At 40.7% G+C, this 18896-nt stretch carries 17 protein-coding genes; 8 read left to right on the top strand and 9 right to left on the bottom strand.

Annotation, left to right across the window (positions count from 1 at the left end):
• Positions 1-224: 224 nt before the first annotated feature.
• Positions 225-2117 (bottom strand): arginine--tRNA ligase, encoded by a 1893-nt coding sequence (argS, locus tag SAE01_RS02560; protein WP_147201954.1) that lies wholly within the window; start codon positions 2115-2117, stop codon positions 225-227.
• 132 nt (positions 2118-2249) lie between these two features.
• On the opposite strand from argS, the gene SAE01_RS02565 reads away from it, so the two are divergent.
• The 3 genes from SAE01_RS02565 (at position 2250) to SAE01_RS02575 (ending at position 4333) form a co-directional block, all read left to right on the top strand.
• A complete protein-coding gene (locus SAE01_RS02565; RefSeq protein ID WP_246113151.1) occupies positions 2250-2687 on the top strand; it encodes a GtrA family protein in 438 nt (145 codons plus the stop codon).
• Positions 2688-2805: 118 nt separating this feature from the next.
• Positions 2806-3990: a nicotinate phosphoribosyltransferase gene (gene pncB, locus SAE01_RS02570; protein WP_147201956.1), complete on the top strand. Its 1185-nt coding sequence runs from the start codon at positions 2806-2808 to the stop codon at positions 3988-3990.
• A 61-nt stretch (positions 3991-4051) separates the two neighbouring features.
• A complete protein-coding gene (locus SAE01_RS02575; RefSeq protein WP_147201957.1) occupies positions 4052-4333 on the top strand; it encodes a hypothetical protein in 282 nt (93 codons plus the stop codon).
• Positions 4334-4353: 20 nt separating this feature from the next.
• On the opposite strand, the gene dgt is transcribed toward SAE01_RS02575, so the two are convergent.
• The gene (dgt, locus tag SAE01_RS02580) at positions 4354-5733 is read right to left on the bottom strand and encodes a dGTP triphosphohydrolase (RefSeq protein ID WP_147201958.1); all 1380 of its coding nucleotides are present in this window, start codon (positions 5731-5733) and stop codon (positions 4354-4356) included.
• 176 nt (positions 5734-5909) lie between these two features.
• Here dgt and pdeM point away from each other — a divergent pair, with 176 nt between their 5' ends.
• From pdeM to SAE01_RS02600, 4 genes are all read left to right on the top strand, one after another.
• A complete protein-coding gene (gene pdeM, locus SAE01_RS02585) occupies positions 5910-6593 on the top strand; it encodes a ligase-associated DNA damage response endonuclease PdeM (RefSeq protein ID WP_147201959.1) in 684 nt (227 codons plus the stop codon).
• 211 nt (positions 6594-6804) lie between these two features.
• Positions 6805-7644, top strand: coding sequence for a histone deacetylase family protein (locus tag SAE01_RS02590; RefSeq protein WP_147201960.1), 840 nt, complete (start codon positions 6805-6807; stop codon positions 7642-7644).
• A gap of 181 nt (positions 7645-7825) precedes the next feature.
• Complete coding sequence (locus SAE01_RS02595; protein ID WP_147201961.1) at positions 7826-8725, top strand: toll/interleukin-1 receptor domain-containing protein; 900 nt, start codon at positions 7826-7828, stop codon at positions 8723-8725.
• Positions 8726-9039: 314 nt separating this feature from the next.
• Positions 9040-9807: an FkbM family methyltransferase gene (locus SAE01_RS02600; protein WP_170234059.1), complete on the top strand. Its 768-nt coding sequence runs from the start codon at positions 9040-9042 to the stop codon at positions 9805-9807.
• A 60-nt stretch (positions 9808-9867) separates the two neighbouring features.
• On the opposite strand, the gene SAE01_RS02605 is transcribed toward SAE01_RS02600, so the two are convergent.
• The 5 genes from SAE01_RS02605 to surE all read right to left on the bottom strand — a co-directional run bounded on the left by SAE01_RS02605 (position 9868) and on the right by surE (position 16729).
• On the bottom strand, positions 9868-12378 hold the full coding sequence (locus tag SAE01_RS02605; RefSeq protein ID WP_147201963.1) for a ligase-associated DNA damage response DEXH box helicase: 2511 nt from the start codon (positions 12376-12378) through the stop codon (positions 9868-9870).
• A gap of 163 nt (positions 12379-12541) precedes the next feature.
• On the bottom strand, positions 12542-14224 hold the full coding sequence (locus tag SAE01_RS02610) for an ATP-dependent DNA ligase (protein WP_174834596.1): 1683 nt from the start codon (positions 14222-14224) through the stop codon (positions 12542-12544).
• Positions 14217-15263 carry a ligase-associated DNA damage response exonuclease gene (locus SAE01_RS02615; protein ID WP_147201964.1) on the bottom strand — a complete coding sequence of 349 codons (1047 nt, stop codon included), beginning with the start codon at positions 15261-15263 and terminating at the stop codon, positions 14217-14219. The genes SAE01_RS02610 and SAE01_RS02615 overlap by 8 nt, the downstream gene beginning before the upstream one ends.
• Before the next feature lie 231 nt (positions 15264-15494).
• On the bottom strand, positions 15495-15788 hold the full coding sequence (locus SAE01_RS02620) for a hypothetical protein (protein WP_147201965.1): 294 nt from the start codon (positions 15786-15788) through the stop codon (positions 15495-15497).
• Positions 15788-16729 (bottom strand): 5'/3'-nucleotidase SurE, encoded by a 942-nt coding sequence (gene surE / locus SAE01_RS02625; RefSeq protein ID WP_246113140.1) that lies wholly within the window; start codon positions 16727-16729, stop codon positions 15788-15790. Before surE ends, SAE01_RS02620 begins: the two co-directional genes overlap by 1 nt.
• 111 nt (positions 16730-16840) lie before the next feature.
• Here surE and SAE01_RS02630 point away from each other — a divergent pair, with 111 nt between their 5' ends.
• Positions 16841-17593 (top strand): XRE family transcriptional regulator, encoded by a 753-nt coding sequence (locus tag SAE01_RS02630; RefSeq protein WP_147201967.1) that lies wholly within the window; start codon positions 16841-16843, stop codon positions 17591-17593.
• A gap of 51 nt (positions 17594-17644) precedes the next feature.
• On the opposite strand, the gene SAE01_RS02635 is transcribed toward SAE01_RS02630, so the two are convergent.
• Both SAE01_RS02635 and SAE01_RS02640 read right to left on the bottom strand, forming a co-directional pair.
• Positions 17645-18217 carry a pentapeptide repeat-containing protein gene (locus SAE01_RS02635; RefSeq protein ID WP_147201968.1) on the bottom strand — a complete coding sequence of 191 codons (573 nt, stop codon included), beginning with the start codon at positions 18215-18217 and terminating at the stop codon, positions 17645-17647.
• Positions 18218-18353: 136 nt separating this feature from the next.
• Positions 18354-18851 carry a DUF6252 domain-containing protein gene (locus tag SAE01_RS02640; protein ID WP_147201969.1) on the bottom strand — a complete coding sequence of 166 codons (498 nt, stop codon included), beginning with the start codon at positions 18849-18851 and terminating at the stop codon, positions 18354-18356.
• Positions 18852-18896 lie beyond the last annotated feature (45 nt).

Genomic DNA, 18896 nt, shown 5'->3' on the forward strand with positions numbered 1-18896 from the left:
TTCTTTAAAAATTTAAAAGGTGAAACATGTGCTTAACTACAACATTTCGATTAAAAGGTTCATAATCATTATTACATGTAAAAACAATTGCCGGAATATATGGGCCGCAAATAAAATACCGTTCTTCCGTTGCGCTGACCGCAAAGTTATCAATTTCAATTAAAAATAGAATCGTATCTCAAAGGTTTGAACGATTTACAGGCAATATTTCCGTCTATAGAAAACTACATTCTTTCCGGGACTGGAATACCTAATAAACCCATGGCTATTTTAATTGTACGCGCCGTTAATACTGCTAATTGCAGGCGCAGTTCTTTTTTCTCTTCAGTTTCTGCGTTCGCGATGGAATGTTCTGTGTAGAATGAATTGAACGTTTTCGCGAGGTTAAATACATAGATAGCAATTTTGGAAGGGTCATGGTCATTTCCTGCTTCTTCTATAACCGTGGTAAATTGTTCTAAACTAATAATGATATCCTTCTCTAGCCGTAGCAAATCCGGAGAAAGGGGTAGTGCTTTAGGCATCTCCTTTCTTAGAATGCTTTTTATACGTGCATGCGTATATTGAACGAATGGTCCTGTAAAGCCTTGTAATTCGATGCTTTCCTCAGGGTTAAAAATCATTTTCTTTTTTGGATCTACCCTTAAGAGAAAAAATTTCAAAGCGCCCAATCCAATCGTCTCGTATAGCTCGGTCAATTCAGCTTCAGTAAATCCTTCCGTTTTACCCTGTTCTTTGGTTTTCTGTTTTGCGATTTCAATCATCGTGTCAACCAAATCATCAGCGTCTACAACGGTGCCTTCGCGGCTCTTCATTTTTCCTGTTGGAAGTTCTACCATTCCGTAGCTCAGGTGAGTGATACCATTGGCGTATGGAGCACCCAGTTTTTGAAGGATCAGCTTTAGCACTTTCAAGTGATAATTCTGCTCGTCGCCTACCACATAAATGCTTTCATCAATACCATATTCCTTATACTTCAACTGGGCCAGTCCAAGATCTTGTGTGATGTAGACTGACGTTCCATCCCTGCGTAAAACCAGTTTTTCATCGAGGCCATCTGCTGTCAGATCAATCCACACGCTTCCATCGTCTTTCCTAAATAAAACTCCTTTTTGCAGGCCCTCTTCAACAATATCTTTTCCTAAAAGATAGAGATCGCTTTCGTAGTAAATTTTATCAAAATCGCTGCCTATTCTTTCGTAGGTTTTATCGAAGCCCGCATACACCCAGCTGTTCATTTTCCTCCATAACGCAAGAATTTCTTCGTCGCCTTGTTCCCATTTAAGAAGCATCTGTTTTGCTTCTTTCATGATGGGTGTATTGTTACGGGCTATTTCAATTAACTGGCTCTTTATCTCGTTGTATTTCTCTTTGTTCTGGCTACGCTCTGCGTGCTCCAAAGCATCCACCAACAACATTATTTTATTTTCTTCCTCTTTGGTAAACCCCTCAAGTTCCCTGCTTTCTAACTGATCGTACACGTTTGCCGCTTCAGCTTTTAAGTCTTCTTCAAATCTTACATAATAGTCTCCCACGAGATGATCACCTTTCTTTCCTGTCGATTCAGGAGTTGCTCCCTTTGCATGTTTTTGCCATGCAATCATGCTTTTGCAAATATGTATTCCACGGTCATTTACGATGCATGTTTTTATTACTTCGTTACCTGAAGCCTTTAAAATTGCTGCGGTGCTCCAACCCAAAAAGTTGTTTCTCAGGTGACCAAGATGTAAAGGTTTGTTGGTGTTCGGAGATGAATACTCCACCATAACTTTTTTGTTCTTTGCCGGCGATTTGCCAAAGGTTTCGTTAGCAAATTCCTGGTGCAAAAAGTCGGTCCAGTAAGCAGGTGCAATGGATAAGTTAAGAAAACCTTTAATGACGTTGTGTCCGACAAATAAACCAGGATTAGCTTCTACAATAAACTTACCTAGTTCCTTGCCAAGTGCTTCAGGCGATTTCTTTAATTGCTTTACAAATGCAAATAACACAATGGTATATTCACCTTCAAACTCAGGCTTTGTTGCATTTACCAGTATTTGGTTTTCATCTATCTTGAAGTTATACAATGCAGTTATAGCTACAGCCGCAACCTGTTTTATCTTAGAAACAACACTCATTCTTTTTAACGCTTTGGGCGCCAAAAGTACAATTTACAACGCTTATCTTCGCGCCCCATTTAGTACGACCGGATAATGAATAATTTCTTGCTTAACATTATTGATTTTTTCTATCCCTTGTTTAGAAAGCTCATGCCTTTGCAGACCTTTCGCTATGCAGCGTGCGGGGGTGCGAACACCATACTGGACATTTTTCTTTTTAGTGTTTTTGAAAACAGGTTCAAGCAAAACGGGGTAATGCATTTTCAATATTTTGCTATTAGTCCACACATTGCAGCAATGATTGCTGCGTTTTGCATCACTTTTCCGATTGGGTTTTATTACAGCAGATACCTTGTTTTTAGCGAGAGTAATTTGCGCGGAAGAGTGCAGCTCATCAGGTACTTTTCTATGGTGTTGGCATGCATTGCTCTTAACTATATGTTCTTGAAATTCTTTATTGAGCAGTTGCACATCAATGCCATTATCTCCAAAATAATCACGACTGCTTTTGTTGTAACATTCAGTTACCTCAGCCAAAAGCATTTTACTTTCAAAACAAAAAAGATAAAGCATCATACGCTGCACTAGCTTTTTCTGTTGAGTATATTGAAAAGTGTTTATTCGCCTATTTATTTAGATCGATAGCCCTTTTGATCGTATTACTTTTCGTGGTAGCATGTTTGCATAAATCCTCAAAAGGATAAGAATGGCTAAAGCTGAAGTGCAACTTTCTTCTATACTTGACAATGACTTCTACAAGTTTACGATGCAGCATGGCGTGGTTAATTTATTTCCGAAGGCGAAAGCGCGTTATGAATTTATCAACCGGGGAAAACACCGTTTCCCTGATGGTTTTGCCTCGCAACTTAGGGCGAGCGTAGATGCAATGGCAGGGTTGAAACTTACATTAGAGGAAAAAGAATATTTAGCCACCACCTGCCCCTATCTTGATCCTACTTATCTCGATTTTTTACAAGGCTATTGTTATAATCCTGGGGAAGTGGTTATTGAGCAGGCGGGTGACAACGTTCATATTTTCTTAGAGGGGTATTGGTACAGAACCATTCTTTGGGAAATCCCGCTACTGGCCCTCGTGTCAGAACTATATTATAAAATGACCGGCGAGCAACGCAACAATGACGAGGATGTAATAGAGGTAACCAAAGAAAAAATTGAAAAGTACAATACACTAGGCGTAACAGTCGCAGAGTTTGGGACCCGGCGGAGACATTCGTACCAGGTGCATAAGTTGGTAATGCAGGCGCTTAAACAATATGGGCAAAGCTCTTTTGTCGGTTCAAGCAATGTACATTTTGCGATGATAAATCGCGTAAAGCCAATAGGCACACATGCCCACGAATGGTTTATGTTTCATGCAGCTAAGTATGGATTTAAAATGGCGAATTCTTTAGGTCTTGACAATTGGGTGAAGGTCTATAGAGGCGATCTGGGTATTGCGCTTTCTGATACCTACACTACAAAAGTCTTCTATGACCAGTTCGATAGAATGTTTGCGAAACTCTTTGACGGGGTAAGACACGACAGTGGAGACCCTATTGAATTTGCACAACAAACAATAGCACACTATCAAAAGCTAGGGATAGACCCCATGTCTAAAACGATCATTTTTTCCGATGCTTTGAATTACGAAAAAGTAGCCCGGATAGCAGAATTTTGTAGAGAGAAAATCGGTATGTCTTTCGGGATTGGTACAAATCTTACCAACGATGTTGGTTTAAAGCCAATGAACATAGTAATCAAAATGGTGGAGGCCTTTCCCGACGGGGGAGAGTGGACATCTGTAGTAAAACTCTCAGACGAACGGGGCAAATACACTGGAGATGAAAAGATGATCCACCTCGCAAAAACTATTTTAAACATTCCCGAATAAGGATCGAAGCGGCATAGTTTTTTAACTACTCCATAGAACAACAGATACTAAAATGGCAAGTATGGATAATAATAATCCGGCTGAAATGAGTAATGAGGATCTTGAAAAAGATATGCAACAAAGGAACGATGAAGATGGTAAAGGCAACCAGGAGCACGTGCAAAAAAGTACTGCAACAGAAGGGGAGTTGTTGACACCTGCTACCGACCCGGCATCGGCACCGAAAATAGATGCTTCAGGATTTATCGTTGATGAAAACGCGCATGTAGGAAATATGCCTGATCCCGAAGCTTTAGATAGTTGGGAGAGCAACGACGACGACCCTAATAAGTTGTCAAGCTAGCAGGCTGACATAGCTTTTAATTATCGGTGTTGAGGTATATCAACACCTTTTAATTTTCTATACATTTCTGTTGCGTACAAATCGGTCATACCTGATATAAGGTCAAAAGCATTGAGTACTTTTTCATAAGGCGAATTTGTCTCTTCAAATTCTCGAAACTGTACCGGGAACAGCTTTAACACTTTCTCGTCTTTATGATTCGGTTTCTTCTTCAACAATGCGGGAACGAATAAACTAAGCAATTCAGACATTACATTATAGCCCGCTATTTCAATTTCCAACACTGTGTCATGATTATAAATCTTCTCGTTTGAGATTCTCATCACTTCTTTTAACGCGCCATAGCGGTTTTCTATATTATCAAGCAAAGTATCATTGAATGTTCCGTCCAGTATTTGTTGCCTGTTCTCCCAAAACACTTCGGCTGCTTTTGTGGTTAGAAGATTTATTGCTCTTGCCCTGAGGAAGCTAATTTTTTCATTCACGTCACCGATTTTGTTGTAAATCTCCTCTGTCCTCTTTTTAAAATCTTGCTCGTCATTCAGGCAATTAATTACGTTAAAGAACGAATGGCTTACCAAATCATGAGAGAGAATACCAAGCCTGTTAGCATCTTCCATATCAATAATGCTGTAACAAATGTCATCAGCAGCTTCCACCAAATAAACAAAAGGATGACGTTTATACATCACTGTTTCACCTTCTTCCCGGTGCATCCCTAATTTTTCAGCAATCGAATGAATAGCATCAGCTTCAGACAAAAAGAAGCCAAATTTCTTTCTGTGCTTAAATTGTTTATTTATACCTGTGGCTTCGCAAGGATACTTTAGAATGGATGCAATTGTCGTGTAAGTAAGCCCTAGTCCTGCGGTCAATCTACCTTTAAAAACGTGGGTTAGTATTCTAATTGCATTTGCATTGCCTTCAAAGTTTGATATATCGGCCCACTCTCTTTTACTAAAGAACTTTTCAAGTGGTTTTTCATCAATAAGCAAATTAGCATTATCAATAAAATAGGCCGAAATAGCTTTCTCGCCCGAGTGACCAAATGCAGGATTACCGATGTCATGTGCAAGGCAGCCCGCAGCTATTACATTCGCCAACTCGTATCTATAGAACTCGTAACTATCGCTCGATCTATCAGCAATCTCTTTACTAAGTCTTTCTCCTACCATGCTACCCAACGATCGTCCGACACTGGCAACTTCCAGGGAATGCGTAAGACGGTTGTGCACAAAAGTGCTCCCGGGTAGGGGAAATACCTGCGTTTTATTCTGCAATCTTCTGAAGGCTGATGAAAATATGATTCGATCAAAATCTTTTTGAAACCCCGATCTCGGTCCGGCAGATTCTTTTTGTTGCCCTATACGTTGCGTTGTAAAAATTGTCTCCCAATTCATTCTTTAAAATTAAACTTCAATAACACTTAGTAGCGGCTGCAAAAGTCCATCAATAATTTTTAAAAGAATAATTCTAAAACAGCTCTGTTAAAAGCTTCCTCGCTTGGTCTGATAGGTAAACTAATTTCTTACCCCCTTTGTATTATATATCTTTGGCGCCGTTAAAATATTTAGGAGTGCAGGTATCCGAGAAGTTTTCATTACATCAACAAACGCTGTGGCTGTCACCCGATCGCTGCATTTACTGGGAAGAACAAAATGTGCTCATCGTGTCTGATCTTCATTTTGGAAAAACTGGTCATTTTCGTAAGTCAGGCATAGCCGTTCCTCAGAATGTTTACAAAGAGGATATGCAGAGATTGATGGCCCAGTTACAATTTTACAAGCCCGAGCAGTTATTGGTAGTGGGCGATTTGTTTCATAGCGTGTTAAACAAGGAACTGGATCTATTTAAAAAATGGAGAAGTGATTTTAGCGCCCTTCATATTCAGCTCGTGAAAGGCAACCACGACATCCTAAAAAGAGAGTGGTATGCTGACTCAAATATTTCTGTTTCAGATCTACATTATCACCTTGCAAATTTTTGTTTTGTGCATGACATTAGCGAAGCTTGCGGCCCGTCCGATGATGTTCACTATTACTTCAGCGGTCATATCCATCCGTGCGTGCTGCTAAAGGGGCTTGCAAAACAAAAGGTCTCTTTGCCGTGTTATTATTTTGCTGAAAACTTTGCAGTGATACCGGCGTTTTCAAAATTTACCGGAACGGCATTGATAGATCGAAAGTCGGCCGACAACGTTTTTGCTATTATACCTTCCAACTTTTCAAAAGGTCAACAAGGTGCAGTTGTGAAAGTGTAACGTGTATGTGAGGAACGGACCTTTATAAGGGTGTTTTGTGAAACTCGCATAAGTCCTTCTGGAATCGTTCGTTGCGTCGCATTCTTCAGCCCTAGAACGGTATGGAACAAAAAAGGCCTTAAATTAAGAATCGACAAATATTAGTGACATCATCAAGATAGCCTATTCTCCGATTTATTCTCATCCGTTGCCTGAAGGTCACCGCTTTCCAATGCTAAAGTATGAGTTAATTCCCGGGCAGTTGTTGCACGAGGGCTCCATTACCCCTGATAATATTTTTGCGTCAGCACCCTGCAGTGAAGAAATCATTTTGCTTACTCACTCGCCGGAATACCTGGACAAACTAGTCAATCAACAATTGACTGCTTCCGAACAAAGAAGGATAGGGTTTCCTCAATCGCCAGCGCTGACAGAAAGAGAACTTATTATTACGCAAGGAACAATCGATTGTTGTCATTATGCTTTTGAAACTGGTGTTGCCTTAAATGTGGCCGGTGGAACCCATCATGCATTTGCAAATAAGGGAGAAGGATTTTGCATGTTGAATGACCAGGGAGTTGCATCAAATTATTTACTCCACAACAACCTGGCTAGCAAAATTCTTATTATTGACTTAGACGTTCACCAGGGTAACGGTACCGCTAAGCTTTTCGAAAATGAGCCCCGCGTTTTTACTTTTAGCATGCATGGCCAACAGAATTATCCTTTTCATAAAGAACAATCAGACCTTGATATTCCACTTGCAGATGGGATAGGCGATGTGCAATACTTAAACATCTTATCAGAAACTTTGCCGCAGCTAATTAACCAGGTAAGACCAAATTTTTGTTTTTACCAATCCGGTGTAGATATTCTTGAAACAGACAAGTTTGGTAAATTAAAAGTGACCCTACAAGGATGTAAACAGAGAGATGAAATGGTGCTTTCGCTGGCAAAAAAACACGCCATTCCTTGTGTGGTTTCAATGGGTGGCGGTTATTCTCCTGATATTAAAAATATTGTCGAGGCGCATTGCAATACTTTTAGGACAGCTTTTGACATTTACGGTTAACCCTGATTTTGTCGCTATCATTGTCTTAGTAGGCAACCCTGCTTCATATTTACTGTCTTGAATGGAAATATTATTTTATTAATACTTTTTCTACCTTAGAAAAGACTTTAGCGCGTATCGACTACATCTTGAATTAGAAACTTTAGTAGGATTCAATAATATCATTTCAACCAGAACCAACATGGATATCAATGGATACAAGTGGCATTTTTTTATAGCTCATGCTTCTGCAGATGCTGCTGTCGCGGAATCTTTACGTGCTCTTTTGGCGCCTCACTGTAAAGTTTTTCTAGATAATTATTGTCTTCTTCTCGGCGATAGCTGGGAGGAGGAATTGCCTGCGGCACAAAGAAATTCTTTGATAACAGTTGTGCTGGTTTCTTCTAACACCGGGAAAGCGTATTATCAAAATGAGGAGATTGCAGGAGCTATTGATATGGCTCGTGAGGATAAAGATAAGCACCGTGTGGTTCCTGTTTTTTTAGAAGAGCCGTCTGATATTGTTGCTATTCCTTATGGCCTGCGGTCAAAGCATCGATTAGATCTTTTCAACATGGATGGTTTACCGGCTGTCTCGCGGCGTTTGCTTGAACTATTGGACAAGTTAAAGGAGCAGCAAAATTTTGTAATTGATAACCATGAAAAGGATTTGAACGACAAATCTCAAAAAGCAAAAACATCGGATCACAACAATGAATGGAATGTTAATAGTGAAACCGGCGTTCCAGAAGATTATAATAAGCAGCCGAACAACAACCCAATAAACCAATCGCAGTTTACTCAATATCCTCAACCTGGTCCGCCGCCTTTTACTGCTAACATGGCCAATAGCTATGTGATGAGATGCGTTTTTGTGAACGATCCTAACGCATATTATGTTACCAATAGCAATGCGATTGTAATGGTGAATCCATACGGGCAAGCAATGCAGGTAGGCCGAAGAATACCACCTATTTTTCCTAACCTGGCGTGGATGTATCAAACAGCTTCTTCCATGTACGGGGTAACATTCCAGGGATATATTTTCGCCACATTTCCTAATGGTCAAACGCTGCAGATTGGATACGTAACCAACCCTTAATCCGTTTAATTCATCTGCTGGCTAATTGGATCGCTCAATGTTCGTTTGGAAAGTATAGGAACTTGAGTGACCGATATAGTGGGTTAAAAAGCTGAGTTAACTCGACAAGTACAAGAGAGCGACACAACAATGCGATGGTTAGTCTGCCGACCCAAGAAACATTGTTGAGCGTTGCAATACTTTAGAACTGCTTTTGACATTCTTTTTAAACAATTTTTAATTACATTTTTCGAATTTGTAAAATCCTGCCGTTGCAATTCTTCCTTTAAAAAACTTTTTTTGTAGACAATTCTATACTACTTGAAATGCTTTGTATGGATAAGCTTGTCTATGATATTGGAATGCACATAGGTCAGGACACAAGGTATTATTTGAAAAAGGGATTTAGAGTTTTAGCGATTGAAGCCAATCCGGAGCTGGTTGAAGAAGCTAGAAAGAACCTTTGTAAATACACAGCTTCAGGCCAGTTAATTATACTAAATGTCTGTATTGCCCAATCTGAAGGTGTGCGGCCGTTCTACAAAAACCTCAGATGTTCGGAGTGGAGTTCATTTGATAAATCAATAGGTTCAAGAAATGAGACGAGGTATGAGGTCTTGAATGTTGAGTGTATCACAACCAAAAAATTGTTCGAAACTTACGGCATGCCATATTATTTGAAGATTGACATTGAAGGATATGACTACATGTGCTTGTTAGACATTCCCGACAACGGCAACAAACCTCAGTACGTCTCTTGTGAAGCCTGCCACCTGGAATGGCTTGATATCTTGAAATCGAAAGGTTATCAAAAATTCAAATTAATCAGTCAAGGAGATAACTTTATTCAGATTGATTTAGATAAGGAGAAAAAATTTTATTACCCAAAGTATCAGGTTGTCCGAAATGGCATTAAGTTGAGACTGCAAAGATTTATATCATTTAAGCATTTGTATGGCTCCTCGGGTCCATTCGGGGACGACACCAAAGGAGAGTGGAAATCTTATGAGCAAGTAAAAAGCTTATTTGAAAAGTACAATTGTACACAATCAGCAAAACCTCTCAATAACGTCAGCTGGTTTGATTTCCATGCTTCACTTTAAAACGGAAACTATGCATTAAGCATGTTGAGTTCAGCCTTAATTAACTTGACAATAATTATCCTACTTTTCTAATTGTGCCTGCATTTTCTTTATTCTGTCCTCGAGCTTTTCGCTGCTCATATTTTCACGCATGCTATCTACTTTCACCGGGAAACAAAAAGGGGTAAGTTGAGTGGGCCACTTTAAAATGATGTTCGACTTTTGTATCCGCTCGAGCATATTTCGCAACCGCATCTCTTCCATTTGTTGTTCCATCACTTCGTTGTACGACTGGCGAAGCAAGAGGTTCTTATTGTCGTATTCTGTAAATACATTAAAGATCAAAGAGGCCGAAGATTGCAGGTGCCGTGCTTTCTTTTGCTCGCCAGGGTATCCTGTAAAAATCAACCCTCCAATTACCCCAATGTCTCGAAACTTTCGCCGCGCCATTTCTGTAGAGTTTACGCTTCGCTGAATGTCTGCAAACAAATTGTCAGTAGAAAAAAGTTCATACACGTTGACATCGTCTACGGGAATAGGTTGATCGCTCAGCAATTCAAAACCATAGTCGTTCATAGCAATTGAAAAAGTGATAGGCGTAATACGGCTGACGCGATAGGCTAAAATTGCTGCCATCGCCTCGTGCACTAATCGTCCCTCAAACGGATAAACGAATAAGTGGTAACCTTCTTTAGTCTCGATCTGCTCTATCAATAACTCATTTTCTTTTGGAACGTGAGAAAGCTTTTGTTGCAGGTCGAACAAAGGTTTAAGGGCTTTTAATTCGACATCGCTGGAAGTCAGGGCGGAATTGAATTTTCTTCTAAGCATCATACCCAGGTTGGATGAGAGCGGCATTCTTCCGCCGTCCCAACTCGGTACGATTGCTTTTGAAGCATTCGATTTTCGAACGAGTGCTGTCATCTCCTTTACCATCACAAACTCAAGGTTTCGACCTGCGAGCGTAAATACATTTCCAGGTTCAAGCCTCGAGATAAATGTCTCCTCAATCACACCAACGTAGCCGCCAGAAATAAACTTTACTTTCATCATTGGGCTGCTAACGATCGTTCCAATATGCATACGATGGCGCATGGCTATTCTTCGGTTTTTTATCCGGTAAACTCCATCTTCGCCTACTTCAACTTTTTTATATTCGTCGTATTGAAGCAGGGCATCGCCACCATTTACGATCGTATGTAAGACCTGTTGCCACTCTGCATCAGTAATATCAGCGTAGCAATAGGTGCGTTTTACTTCTTCAAAAATATCATCAGGTTTAAAGCCTTCACCTACCGCCAGTGTACATAAATATTGAATGAGGACATCGAAACATAACATTCGCGGTTCCCGACTTTCTATGATATTTTCATCCATAGCTTGCTTTAGCGCCGCAGCCTCTACCAACTCTAAAGAATGCGTTGGTAGAAAATAAATCTTACTCACTTTACCTGGCTGATGACCGCTACGGCCAGCGCGTTGTAAAAAACGGGCAACGCCTTTGGGAGATCCAACCTGGATGACGGTTTCGACAGGACGGAAGTCGACGCCTAGATCCAGGCTTGCAGTGCAAACAACAGCTTTTAGTTTGGTGGTATGTAACGCTTCTTCCACCCATAACCGAATTTCCTGTTCGATGCTTCCGTGGTGGAGCGCAATGGCACCTGCGAGATCGGGAGCAATTTCTAAAATCTTCTGGTACCAACGTTCGCTCATGCCGCGGGTATTGATAAAAACAAGGGTAGTATTGTTAGCGCGAATAATGTCTACCGCCTGCTGTGCGAGGTTTAACCCCAGGTGACCTGCCCATGGAAATTTTTCAATTTCTTCGGGAATAACTGATTCGATTGCGATGTCTTTTCGCAGGTTTGCTTTAACGATAACAGGTGATAGTAGTGGCGTAATAGTATTTGACCGGTCAGAGGTAATCAACGGGGCAAGCAATACATCCCTCGCTTGTTCAAGATTTCCAATTGTCGCGCTTATACCCCAAAGTGATAGAGGTAAAGCTGTAGATTGTTCCGCAAGTTTTTGCCTAAGACCGACTATTCTTGAAACTGCTAACTCTACCTGAACACCCCGTTTGCTTCCGAGGAGTTCGTGCCATTCATCCACTGCAATTATTTGCAGTGTTGAAAATGTTCCCGGGTAGTCTTTCTGGCCTAGTAGCAAATGAAGACTTTCAGGCGTAATAATCAAGGCTTCCGGCATATTTCGTTTTTGCTTTTGCCTTTCATTTACGTCTGTATCTCCATTCCTGATTCCAATCTGCCAATTCATTCCAAGTTCCTCGATAACTTCTTCCATTGCGCGGGCAATGTCTTTTCCCAGGGCTCTTAGCGGAGTTACCCAAAGCAGTTGCAAGCCATTTTTTTTCTTTGTTTTATAGCTTTTAGGATTCTGATTGATGAAATTGATGATTGCTCCAAGAAAGACAGAGAAGGTTTTACCGAAACCAGTGGGTGCATTAACGAGGCCGCTGTTTCCCGCTTGTATTTCCTGCCACGCCTGAACCTGGAATTCAAAAGGCTTCATTTTTTTTGAAGCCAGCCAAGTCTTGATTACTTTATATCCGGGTGTTTTTTCGAGCATTAATGCTGTTGGTTGTTCTTGTAACGGGAAGCTGATCGGTGAGCGGTAAAGATAAGTTGAAGTTATTATGGAGGAGTTGTATTAGCATAGCATAAACAGTTTCAAAGCTTTGAAGCATTATCGAAGAGATTTGTTGAAACGAGAAAATGTGTAAGTAGGTCGCTCATTTACCATACACCTCCAACATCTTTTTCAAGTCCTCCAAAGTGTTGATTTCGTCAGCTTTTTTGTCCTTACGCCAGCGATTGATTCGTGGAAAACGGAGTGCTACGCCGCTCTTGTGGCGGTTGCTCGCAGCTATGCCTTCGAATGCAATTTCGAAAACCAGTTCAGGTTTTACAGTTCTTACAGGACCAAACTTTTCTATTGCGTTTCGTTTTACAAATGAATCAACTTCAGTAAACTCTTTATCCGTTAACCCGCTGTAGGCTCTTGTAAATGGTACCAGCTTTTCTCCGTCTCTCACCGCAAACGTATATGCGGTGTATAAATTACTTCTTCTGCCAGAACCCTTTTCGGCATAGATCATTACACAGTCAATAACCAGTGGTTCGATCTTCCATTTCCACCAATCGCCTGTCTTTCGGCCTACCTGGTAGATGCTCGACTTTCGTTTGATCATAAAACCTTCAGCACCCATTTCTCTTGAAGTTTTTCTCAACGCGGTTAGTTCATCCCACTTATTGAACTCTACAACAGGCGAAAGAATGATGGTTGGTGTAGTGAGAGGTTCTATTAATATTTCCAATTGCTTTCGCCTTTCAGTTAGCGGGCGGTTCCGCCAGTCTTCGTGGTTGTACTCTAAAAGGTCGTACGCAAAAAAGGTGATGGGGGTCTCCTGCAGATTTTTCTTTGTTACATTTTTTCTCCCAATTCTTGTTTGTAATAAAGCAAAAGGGAGCGGTTTTTTGTCAATACTAGGAATGATCTCTCCGTCTAAAACAGTTCCGTCAGGCAATACATCTTTTAGTGAATGGTATTCAGGAAACTTGTCTGTCATCAGTTCTTCCCCTCGACTCCAGACAAACAGTGCATTATTGCGTTTGATCATTTGGCCACGAATGCCGTCCCACTTCCATTCAACCTGCCACTCGGCCGTATCGCCCAGAGTTTCAGGATCTTCATCCAACGCGTAGGCGAGATAAAACGGGTAGGGTTTTGAATAATCCGTAATTGTTGGACTTTCGTTTAAAAGCTCTGCAAAGGTTGTAGTTGATGGGTCCCAGTTGCCACTTATACGATGCGCGATAACTGAAGCTTCAAGGCTGGTGAATTTAGCCAAGGAATTCACCATCATTTTTTGAGAAACGCCAATTCGAAATGCGCCGGTGATGAGTTTATTAAAAACAAATCGCTCATTTTGATTCATTTGTTTCCAGCTGTCGAGGATAAATTCTTTTTTTATCGTTTCATCCTGCTTTTCAATGTGCCGAAAAGTATCAATATAAAAGTGTAAAGGTTTTGTTTCGACTGATCTGTTTGTTGTTACTGTTTCGGGTAATAGTAATGAGATAGTTTCAGCAAGATCACCAACGGTGTGGTAGCTTTCTCCAAACAGCCATCCAGGTAAACCCGCAACTTCAACACACCAGGTAATTAGCTGCGTTGTATTTACTGCGCGTTTAGGTTTTCTACCACTGAATAAAGCGATTACCCAAACTTTATCTCTATCGTCTGCTTCTGAAAAATATTGAACGAGTGCTTCAAGTTTATCAGTTGTTTTTGTGCTTGTACCTAAAACTCTCACCAAATCAGCAAAACCTCCCAAGCCTGTAGAAGACGAAGGATGATCTCTTTCATTGTCTTCGACAACAAGTTTTTCGATATCGTTTGCAAAATCACTCATCTTCCGCGAGTTTTTCGACGTCCTCAATTCCAGCCGCTGAAGGTGTTAGTCCTTCTTCTTCGTCGTTGCCGTATTCTGTTTTAACTTCTCCTGCTTCAATTCCCAATTCATTTAGGTACCTGCTAAACGTTGCCTGGAATCCATGTGTTACAAATACCTTCTCTGCGCCGGTTGCTTTTACCGCCTGCAACAATCCGGGCCAATCTGCGTGATCGCTCATTGCGAAACCTGCATCTACGTTTCTTCGTCGTGCGTTTCCGCGTACCTGCATCCATCCACTACAAACCCCAACAACATAATTTGGAAACCGTTTCATCCATGAGCTTCCGTCGGCACTAGGTGGAGCAACTACCACGCTTCCGGCCAATTCCTCTTTTGTAGTTTCATAAGTAACGCGATGAACTGTAGGCAGTTTCCATCCTGCTTTAAGCAGTGCTTCGTGTACGTTGTAAATCGCGCCATGCACGTAAATTTTTTCTGTCACTTCTGCGATTGCCTGTATTACTCGTTGTGCCTTACCTAAGCTATAAGCAGTAATTACGCTTGTTTTTTTGTCGGCTGTATTTTGTTGAATCCAGCTTTGAATGTCTTTGTTAATCTGTTCCGGTGACTTCCATTTATAGATTGGCAGGCCAAAAGTTGACTCGGTTATAAAAGTATTGCACCGCACTGCTTCGAATTGTCCGCTAAGGCCATCGTTGACTACCTTGTAGTCTCCACTAACAACCCACACCTCTCCGTTATACTCCAGCCGTATTTGCGAGGAGCCAATGACATGACCAGCGGGATGGAAAGAGATTTTTACACCGTTCATAAAAATCGTTTCACCCCATTCTACGGTTTGATATGGATTGTCGCCTAACCTTAGTTGAAGTATTGGTTTTGTGAAGCTATGGCACAGGTAAGATTGAGATCCCCAGCGAGCATGATCGCTGTGGCCGTGTGTAATTAATGCCTTGTCGACAGGCTTCCATGGGTCAATGTAAAACTGGCCTTGAGGACAACATAAACCTTTATCTGAAAATTCGATTAATGGCATTAATAGTTCATTAGCAATTGCTCATAACAGAAAAAACTCTGCCATTGTTCGCCTCATCCCCGGCCGTTCTCCTCGCGGAGAAGGGGGAAATACGATTTGAAAAGGCATATAAATGAAGGTGCCACACGGGTGAGGTGTGGCATTGTTGGTATTGGTATTTTAAAAAGATGAATAGTTACTTGTTGTACAAGGGAGTGACACAACGATGTTAGGTATAGATCCAATTAGTGGCTACAAAAGAAACTTCCAGATTAAAGAAGCTACTCCGTAAATACATGTTGCGATAAAAATTCCTTTGGCTGTTTGATCTAGGCGTTTATTAATATATAAGGTGAAAATTGCTGCGTTGGCTACAAGAGAAACACTTACCAAAGCAGTCAGCAGGGTTCGTTGTACAAGGATAATATGAACAAATTCGCCGAAGGACATTACACTTTTGAACTGAATGAAGTAGTACAACAGCATGCCAACTATAGGAGCTATAAAGCCCAGGATGATACCTAACTTGAGGTCGTCTTTTAGCATTAAGTAAGATTGAATGTTTTTTCAAGCTTTTCTTTCAGCTTGTAATTAGTAAGGTCGAACTGCACAGGCACTACGCTTGCGTAATTATGGTTGAGGGCCCACACGTCGGTGTCGCGGCCTTTGTCGAAATTGACAAACTCGCCGGTCAGCCAATAATACTTTTTGCCGGTTGGGTCGGTACGCTCGGCGAAGTCTTCTTCGTACTTCGCATAAGCCTGGCGACAGATCTTTAGACCCTTCAGTTGTTCGACTGTTACAGCGGGAAAATTTACGTTTAAGCAAAGATGCTTGTCGATCGCTTTAGTGGTAAGAATTTGCTCTACAATCAAGCGGGCGTACTTTTTAGCACCGGTAAAATCAGCTTCAAGACTGTAGTCAAGTAAAGAGAAACCTACACTTGGAATGCTTTCAATAGCTGCTTCCAGGGCGGCCGACATTGTCCCTGAGTAAATAACATTAATGGAATGATTGGCGCCATGGTTTACGCCGCTGAGACAAATATCAGGCTTACGGTGAAGGATTTTATCTACAGCAAGTTTTACACAGTCAACTGGAGTGCCGTTGCACGAGTAAGCTTCTATGTTATCGCCAAACTGGTTGACCTGCACCATACGGAGAGGGGTACCGATCGTAATAGCATGACCCATTCCGCTCTGAGCTTTGTCAGGCGCTATAACCACTATTTTGCCCAAATCTTTTACTGCATCAACCAGCGCTGCAATACCAGGTGCTGTAACGCCATCATCGTTAGTAATAAGTATAATAGGTTCCTCTTTTGAAGACCGTTGGCGAACTGCCGGTGTACTTTTCTTTGACTCTTTTGCGGCTTTTACCTTTGTATCCTGCTGGGGCTGTTCTGGTCCTCGGCCGGGTTTTAATTTGGTTGAAGTATTAGCTTGCAGTTCTTCATTTTCTACAGTGTCCTTTTTAGCTTTTGCCATATATTCTTTACTTAACGGTGCAAAAGTCATTATAAATATATTGCTTCCAAAAAAATGTTTTTGCTAAGCTAATATTATTAGTAATTTGCAGCTAAACAAATTAGCCTTGTTATGTCTCAAGCCGGAAAAAATTTGAAATACCTTAGGAAACTAAGAGGGTGGACCCAGGAAGAATTTGCCAATAAACTGAAAATTAAACGTTCACTTTTAGGTGCATATGAAGAGGAGCGGGCTGAGCCAAAACTAGAGGTGCTCGAGATTATTAGCGGCATTTTTAAAATAACATTGGACGAGTTGTTATTGAAAGATGTAGCTAATGCTAAGGGTAGCACTTACATGGAAAAACGAAGGCAATTGAAGATGTCTTCAAATGTTGCTGAGATACAATTTGTACCTGTTAAAGCTGCGGCCGGATACTTGGCAGGTTATGCCGATCCAGATTTTATTGATGAGTTGAATACGTTTACGCTGCCAATGTTAGGTGCAGGTAGCTACCGCGCGTTTGAAATAATTGGAGATAGTATGTTGCCTACTCAAAGCGGATCTGTGATTGTTGGTGAGAAGCTGGAAAATATCGAGGATGTAAAAACAAGCAATACTTACATCGTGGTTTCGCGAAATGAAGGTATTGTATATAAAAGGGTGTTGAAGAATAACCGCAGCAAAACGAAGGTTACGCTGGTGAGCGATAATCCCCTGTACGAGCCTTACCAGGTAAACGCTGATGAAATAGTTGAATTATGGCAAGCGCAGATGATCATTTCAAAGGCGAACGTGCAGCAGCGCTGGGACGTAAATCAATTGGCTAGCCTGGTTAATAATTTACAGGAACAGGTAAGCAGCATGAAGAAAAAACTGAATTAGGAATTGAGTTTTCAGCAATTCGTGGCTTAAGATACCAGTGTTGAAGTTGTTTCAACTGATATCGATATTGTACTTATTTAATAATCCTAACACGTCTGGTAAAGAAAACTTTGCTTTTTTGACTTTATTCTGTTCCGGGTCGAACGCATAGTTTTTAGCTGTTCTTAAATCAGCTTTTTCTAAAATTGTTTGCACAAACACTGCATCAGCTAGATCACAGTGTTTGAATATTGCAGCGGTTAGGTCTGCTTCTGCGAAATCCACTTGCTTCAAACTGCAATCGCTAAAAACTGCTTTTTTCATCTTCTTTTTGTAAAATGAAGAATAGTCGAGTTGACAATTTTCAAAGGTCGCAGAGAATAAAAAGTCGTTGCAAACGCTGAAGTCGAGACCCATCAGCTTACAGTTTAGAAACCTGATGTTTTTTATTCCTGTATTTGCTAAAACTGCCAAAGAAAGGTTTGAACCTTTAAACAGGCAATCCATAAAATTAATATTACTTAGATTAGTTTTAGAGAAGTTGCAGTTGATGAATTCGCACTCCGTGAATTCTTTTACCGTTAATTGCTTTTCTTCATAATTGAGGTTTTCAAATGTTTGATCTTCTTGAACAGGGCCTTCCAAAATTGTAGTTTTAAAGTTTTAGATATAGAAAAGACAGTTTGAATAAAATCCTTAGCAAGTGATGAAGAATGGACTACAGCAAAAGTGAGTGACACAACGATGTTGAGGTATGGACAAAAGCCGGTAACAAAAAGATTTAATGAAAAGTGGTCCGCTCCATTAGAAAAGAGCCGTTGACTACATTAAAGTTTTTACCAGTTACTGTATCAACGGCCTGGAAATTAAAGGTGCCTTCAAGGGTATATAATAACTCCTTCGCTTCGAACGTTCCTTTTTTAATGTTAAGCGTTCCTTTGAACTTATCGTTGGTGTAGTATCTTTTCTGGTCAAGGGGATTTGTGTAGTAAGCTTTGTTTGCATTATCGAGCACATAAGTCCCGTCTTTAATGCTATCGCTTTTGACTATAAAACCGGCTCCTTCGTAAATCTTCGAGACGTTGATGGTCAAAACGGAGTCGCCTTTAAAAGTGCAATCGAACACGTTACTATTAATGCCAACTTCATCATTAATAATGGTTTCCTTGCCATTAATACTGTACTTAAAATAACCGCCCAACAGTTTACGGTTTTGATCTTTTTCGCAGCTATTTAGAAAAAAAGCAATAATTATTAATGAGGAGAGGAGATATTTCATACTCGTACGATTTCTTGAAAGTAAAGTCATTTCTGCTGTGGAAAA

This window comes from Segetibacter aerophilus (assembly GCF_007991655.1).
Lineage (GTDB): Bacteria > Bacteroidota > Bacteroidia > Chitinophagales > Chitinophagaceae > Segetibacter > Segetibacter aerophilus.

Coding starts and splice junctions, on each gene's coding strand:
- argS (WP_147201954.1), bottom strand. CDS start 2,117: ATGAGTGTTGTTTCTAAGATAAAACAGGTTGCGGCTGTAGCTATAACT.
- SAE01_RS02565 (WP_246113151.1), top strand. CDS start 2,250: ATGCCTTTGCAGACCTTTCGCTATGCAGCGTGCGGGGGTGCGAACACC.
- pncB (WP_147201956.1), top strand. CDS start 2,806: ATGGCTAAAGCTGAAGTGCAACTTTCTTCTATACTTGACAATGACTTC.
- SAE01_RS02575 (WP_147201957.1), top strand. CDS start 4,052: ATGGATAATAATAATCCGGCTGAAATGAGTAATGAGGATCTTGAAAAA.
- dgt (WP_147201958.1), bottom strand. CDS start 5,733: ATGAATTGGGAGACAATTTTTACAACGCAACGTATAGGGCAACAAAAA.
- SAE01_RS02590 (WP_147201960.1), top strand. CDS start 6,805: ATGCTAAAGTATGAGTTAATTCCCGGGCAGTTGTTGCACGAGGGCTCC.
- SAE01_RS02595 (WP_147201961.1), top strand. CDS start 7,826: ATGGATATCAATGGATACAAGTGGCATTTTTTTATAGCTCATGCTTCT.
- SAE01_RS02600 (WP_170234059.1), top strand. CDS start 9,040: ATGGATAAGCTTGTCTATGATATTGGAATGCACATAGGTCAGGACACA.
- SAE01_RS02605 (WP_147201963.1), bottom strand. CDS start 12,378: ATGCTCGAAAAAACACCCGGATATAAAGTAATCAAGACTTGGCTGGCT.
- SAE01_RS02610 (WP_174834596.1), bottom strand. CDS start 14,224: ATGAGTGATTTTGCAAACGATATCGAAAAACTTGTTGTCGAAGACAAT.
- SAE01_RS02615 (WP_147201964.1), bottom strand. CDS start 15,263: ATGCCATTAATCGAATTTTCAGATAAAGGTTTATGTTGTCCTCAAGGC.
- SAE01_RS02620 (WP_147201965.1), bottom strand. CDS start 15,788: ATGCTAAAAGACGACCTCAAGTTAGGTATCATCCTGGGCTTTATAGCT.
- surE (WP_246113140.1), bottom strand. CDS start 16,729: ATGGCAAAAGCTAAAAAGGACACTGTAGAAAATGAAGAACTGCAAGCT.
- SAE01_RS02630 (WP_147201967.1), top strand. CDS start 16,841: ATGTCTCAAGCCGGAAAAAATTTGAAATACCTTAGGAAACTAAGAGGG.
- SAE01_RS02640 (WP_147201969.1), bottom strand. CDS start 18,851: ATGAAATATCTCCTCTCCTCATTAATAATTATTGCTTTTTTTCTAAAT.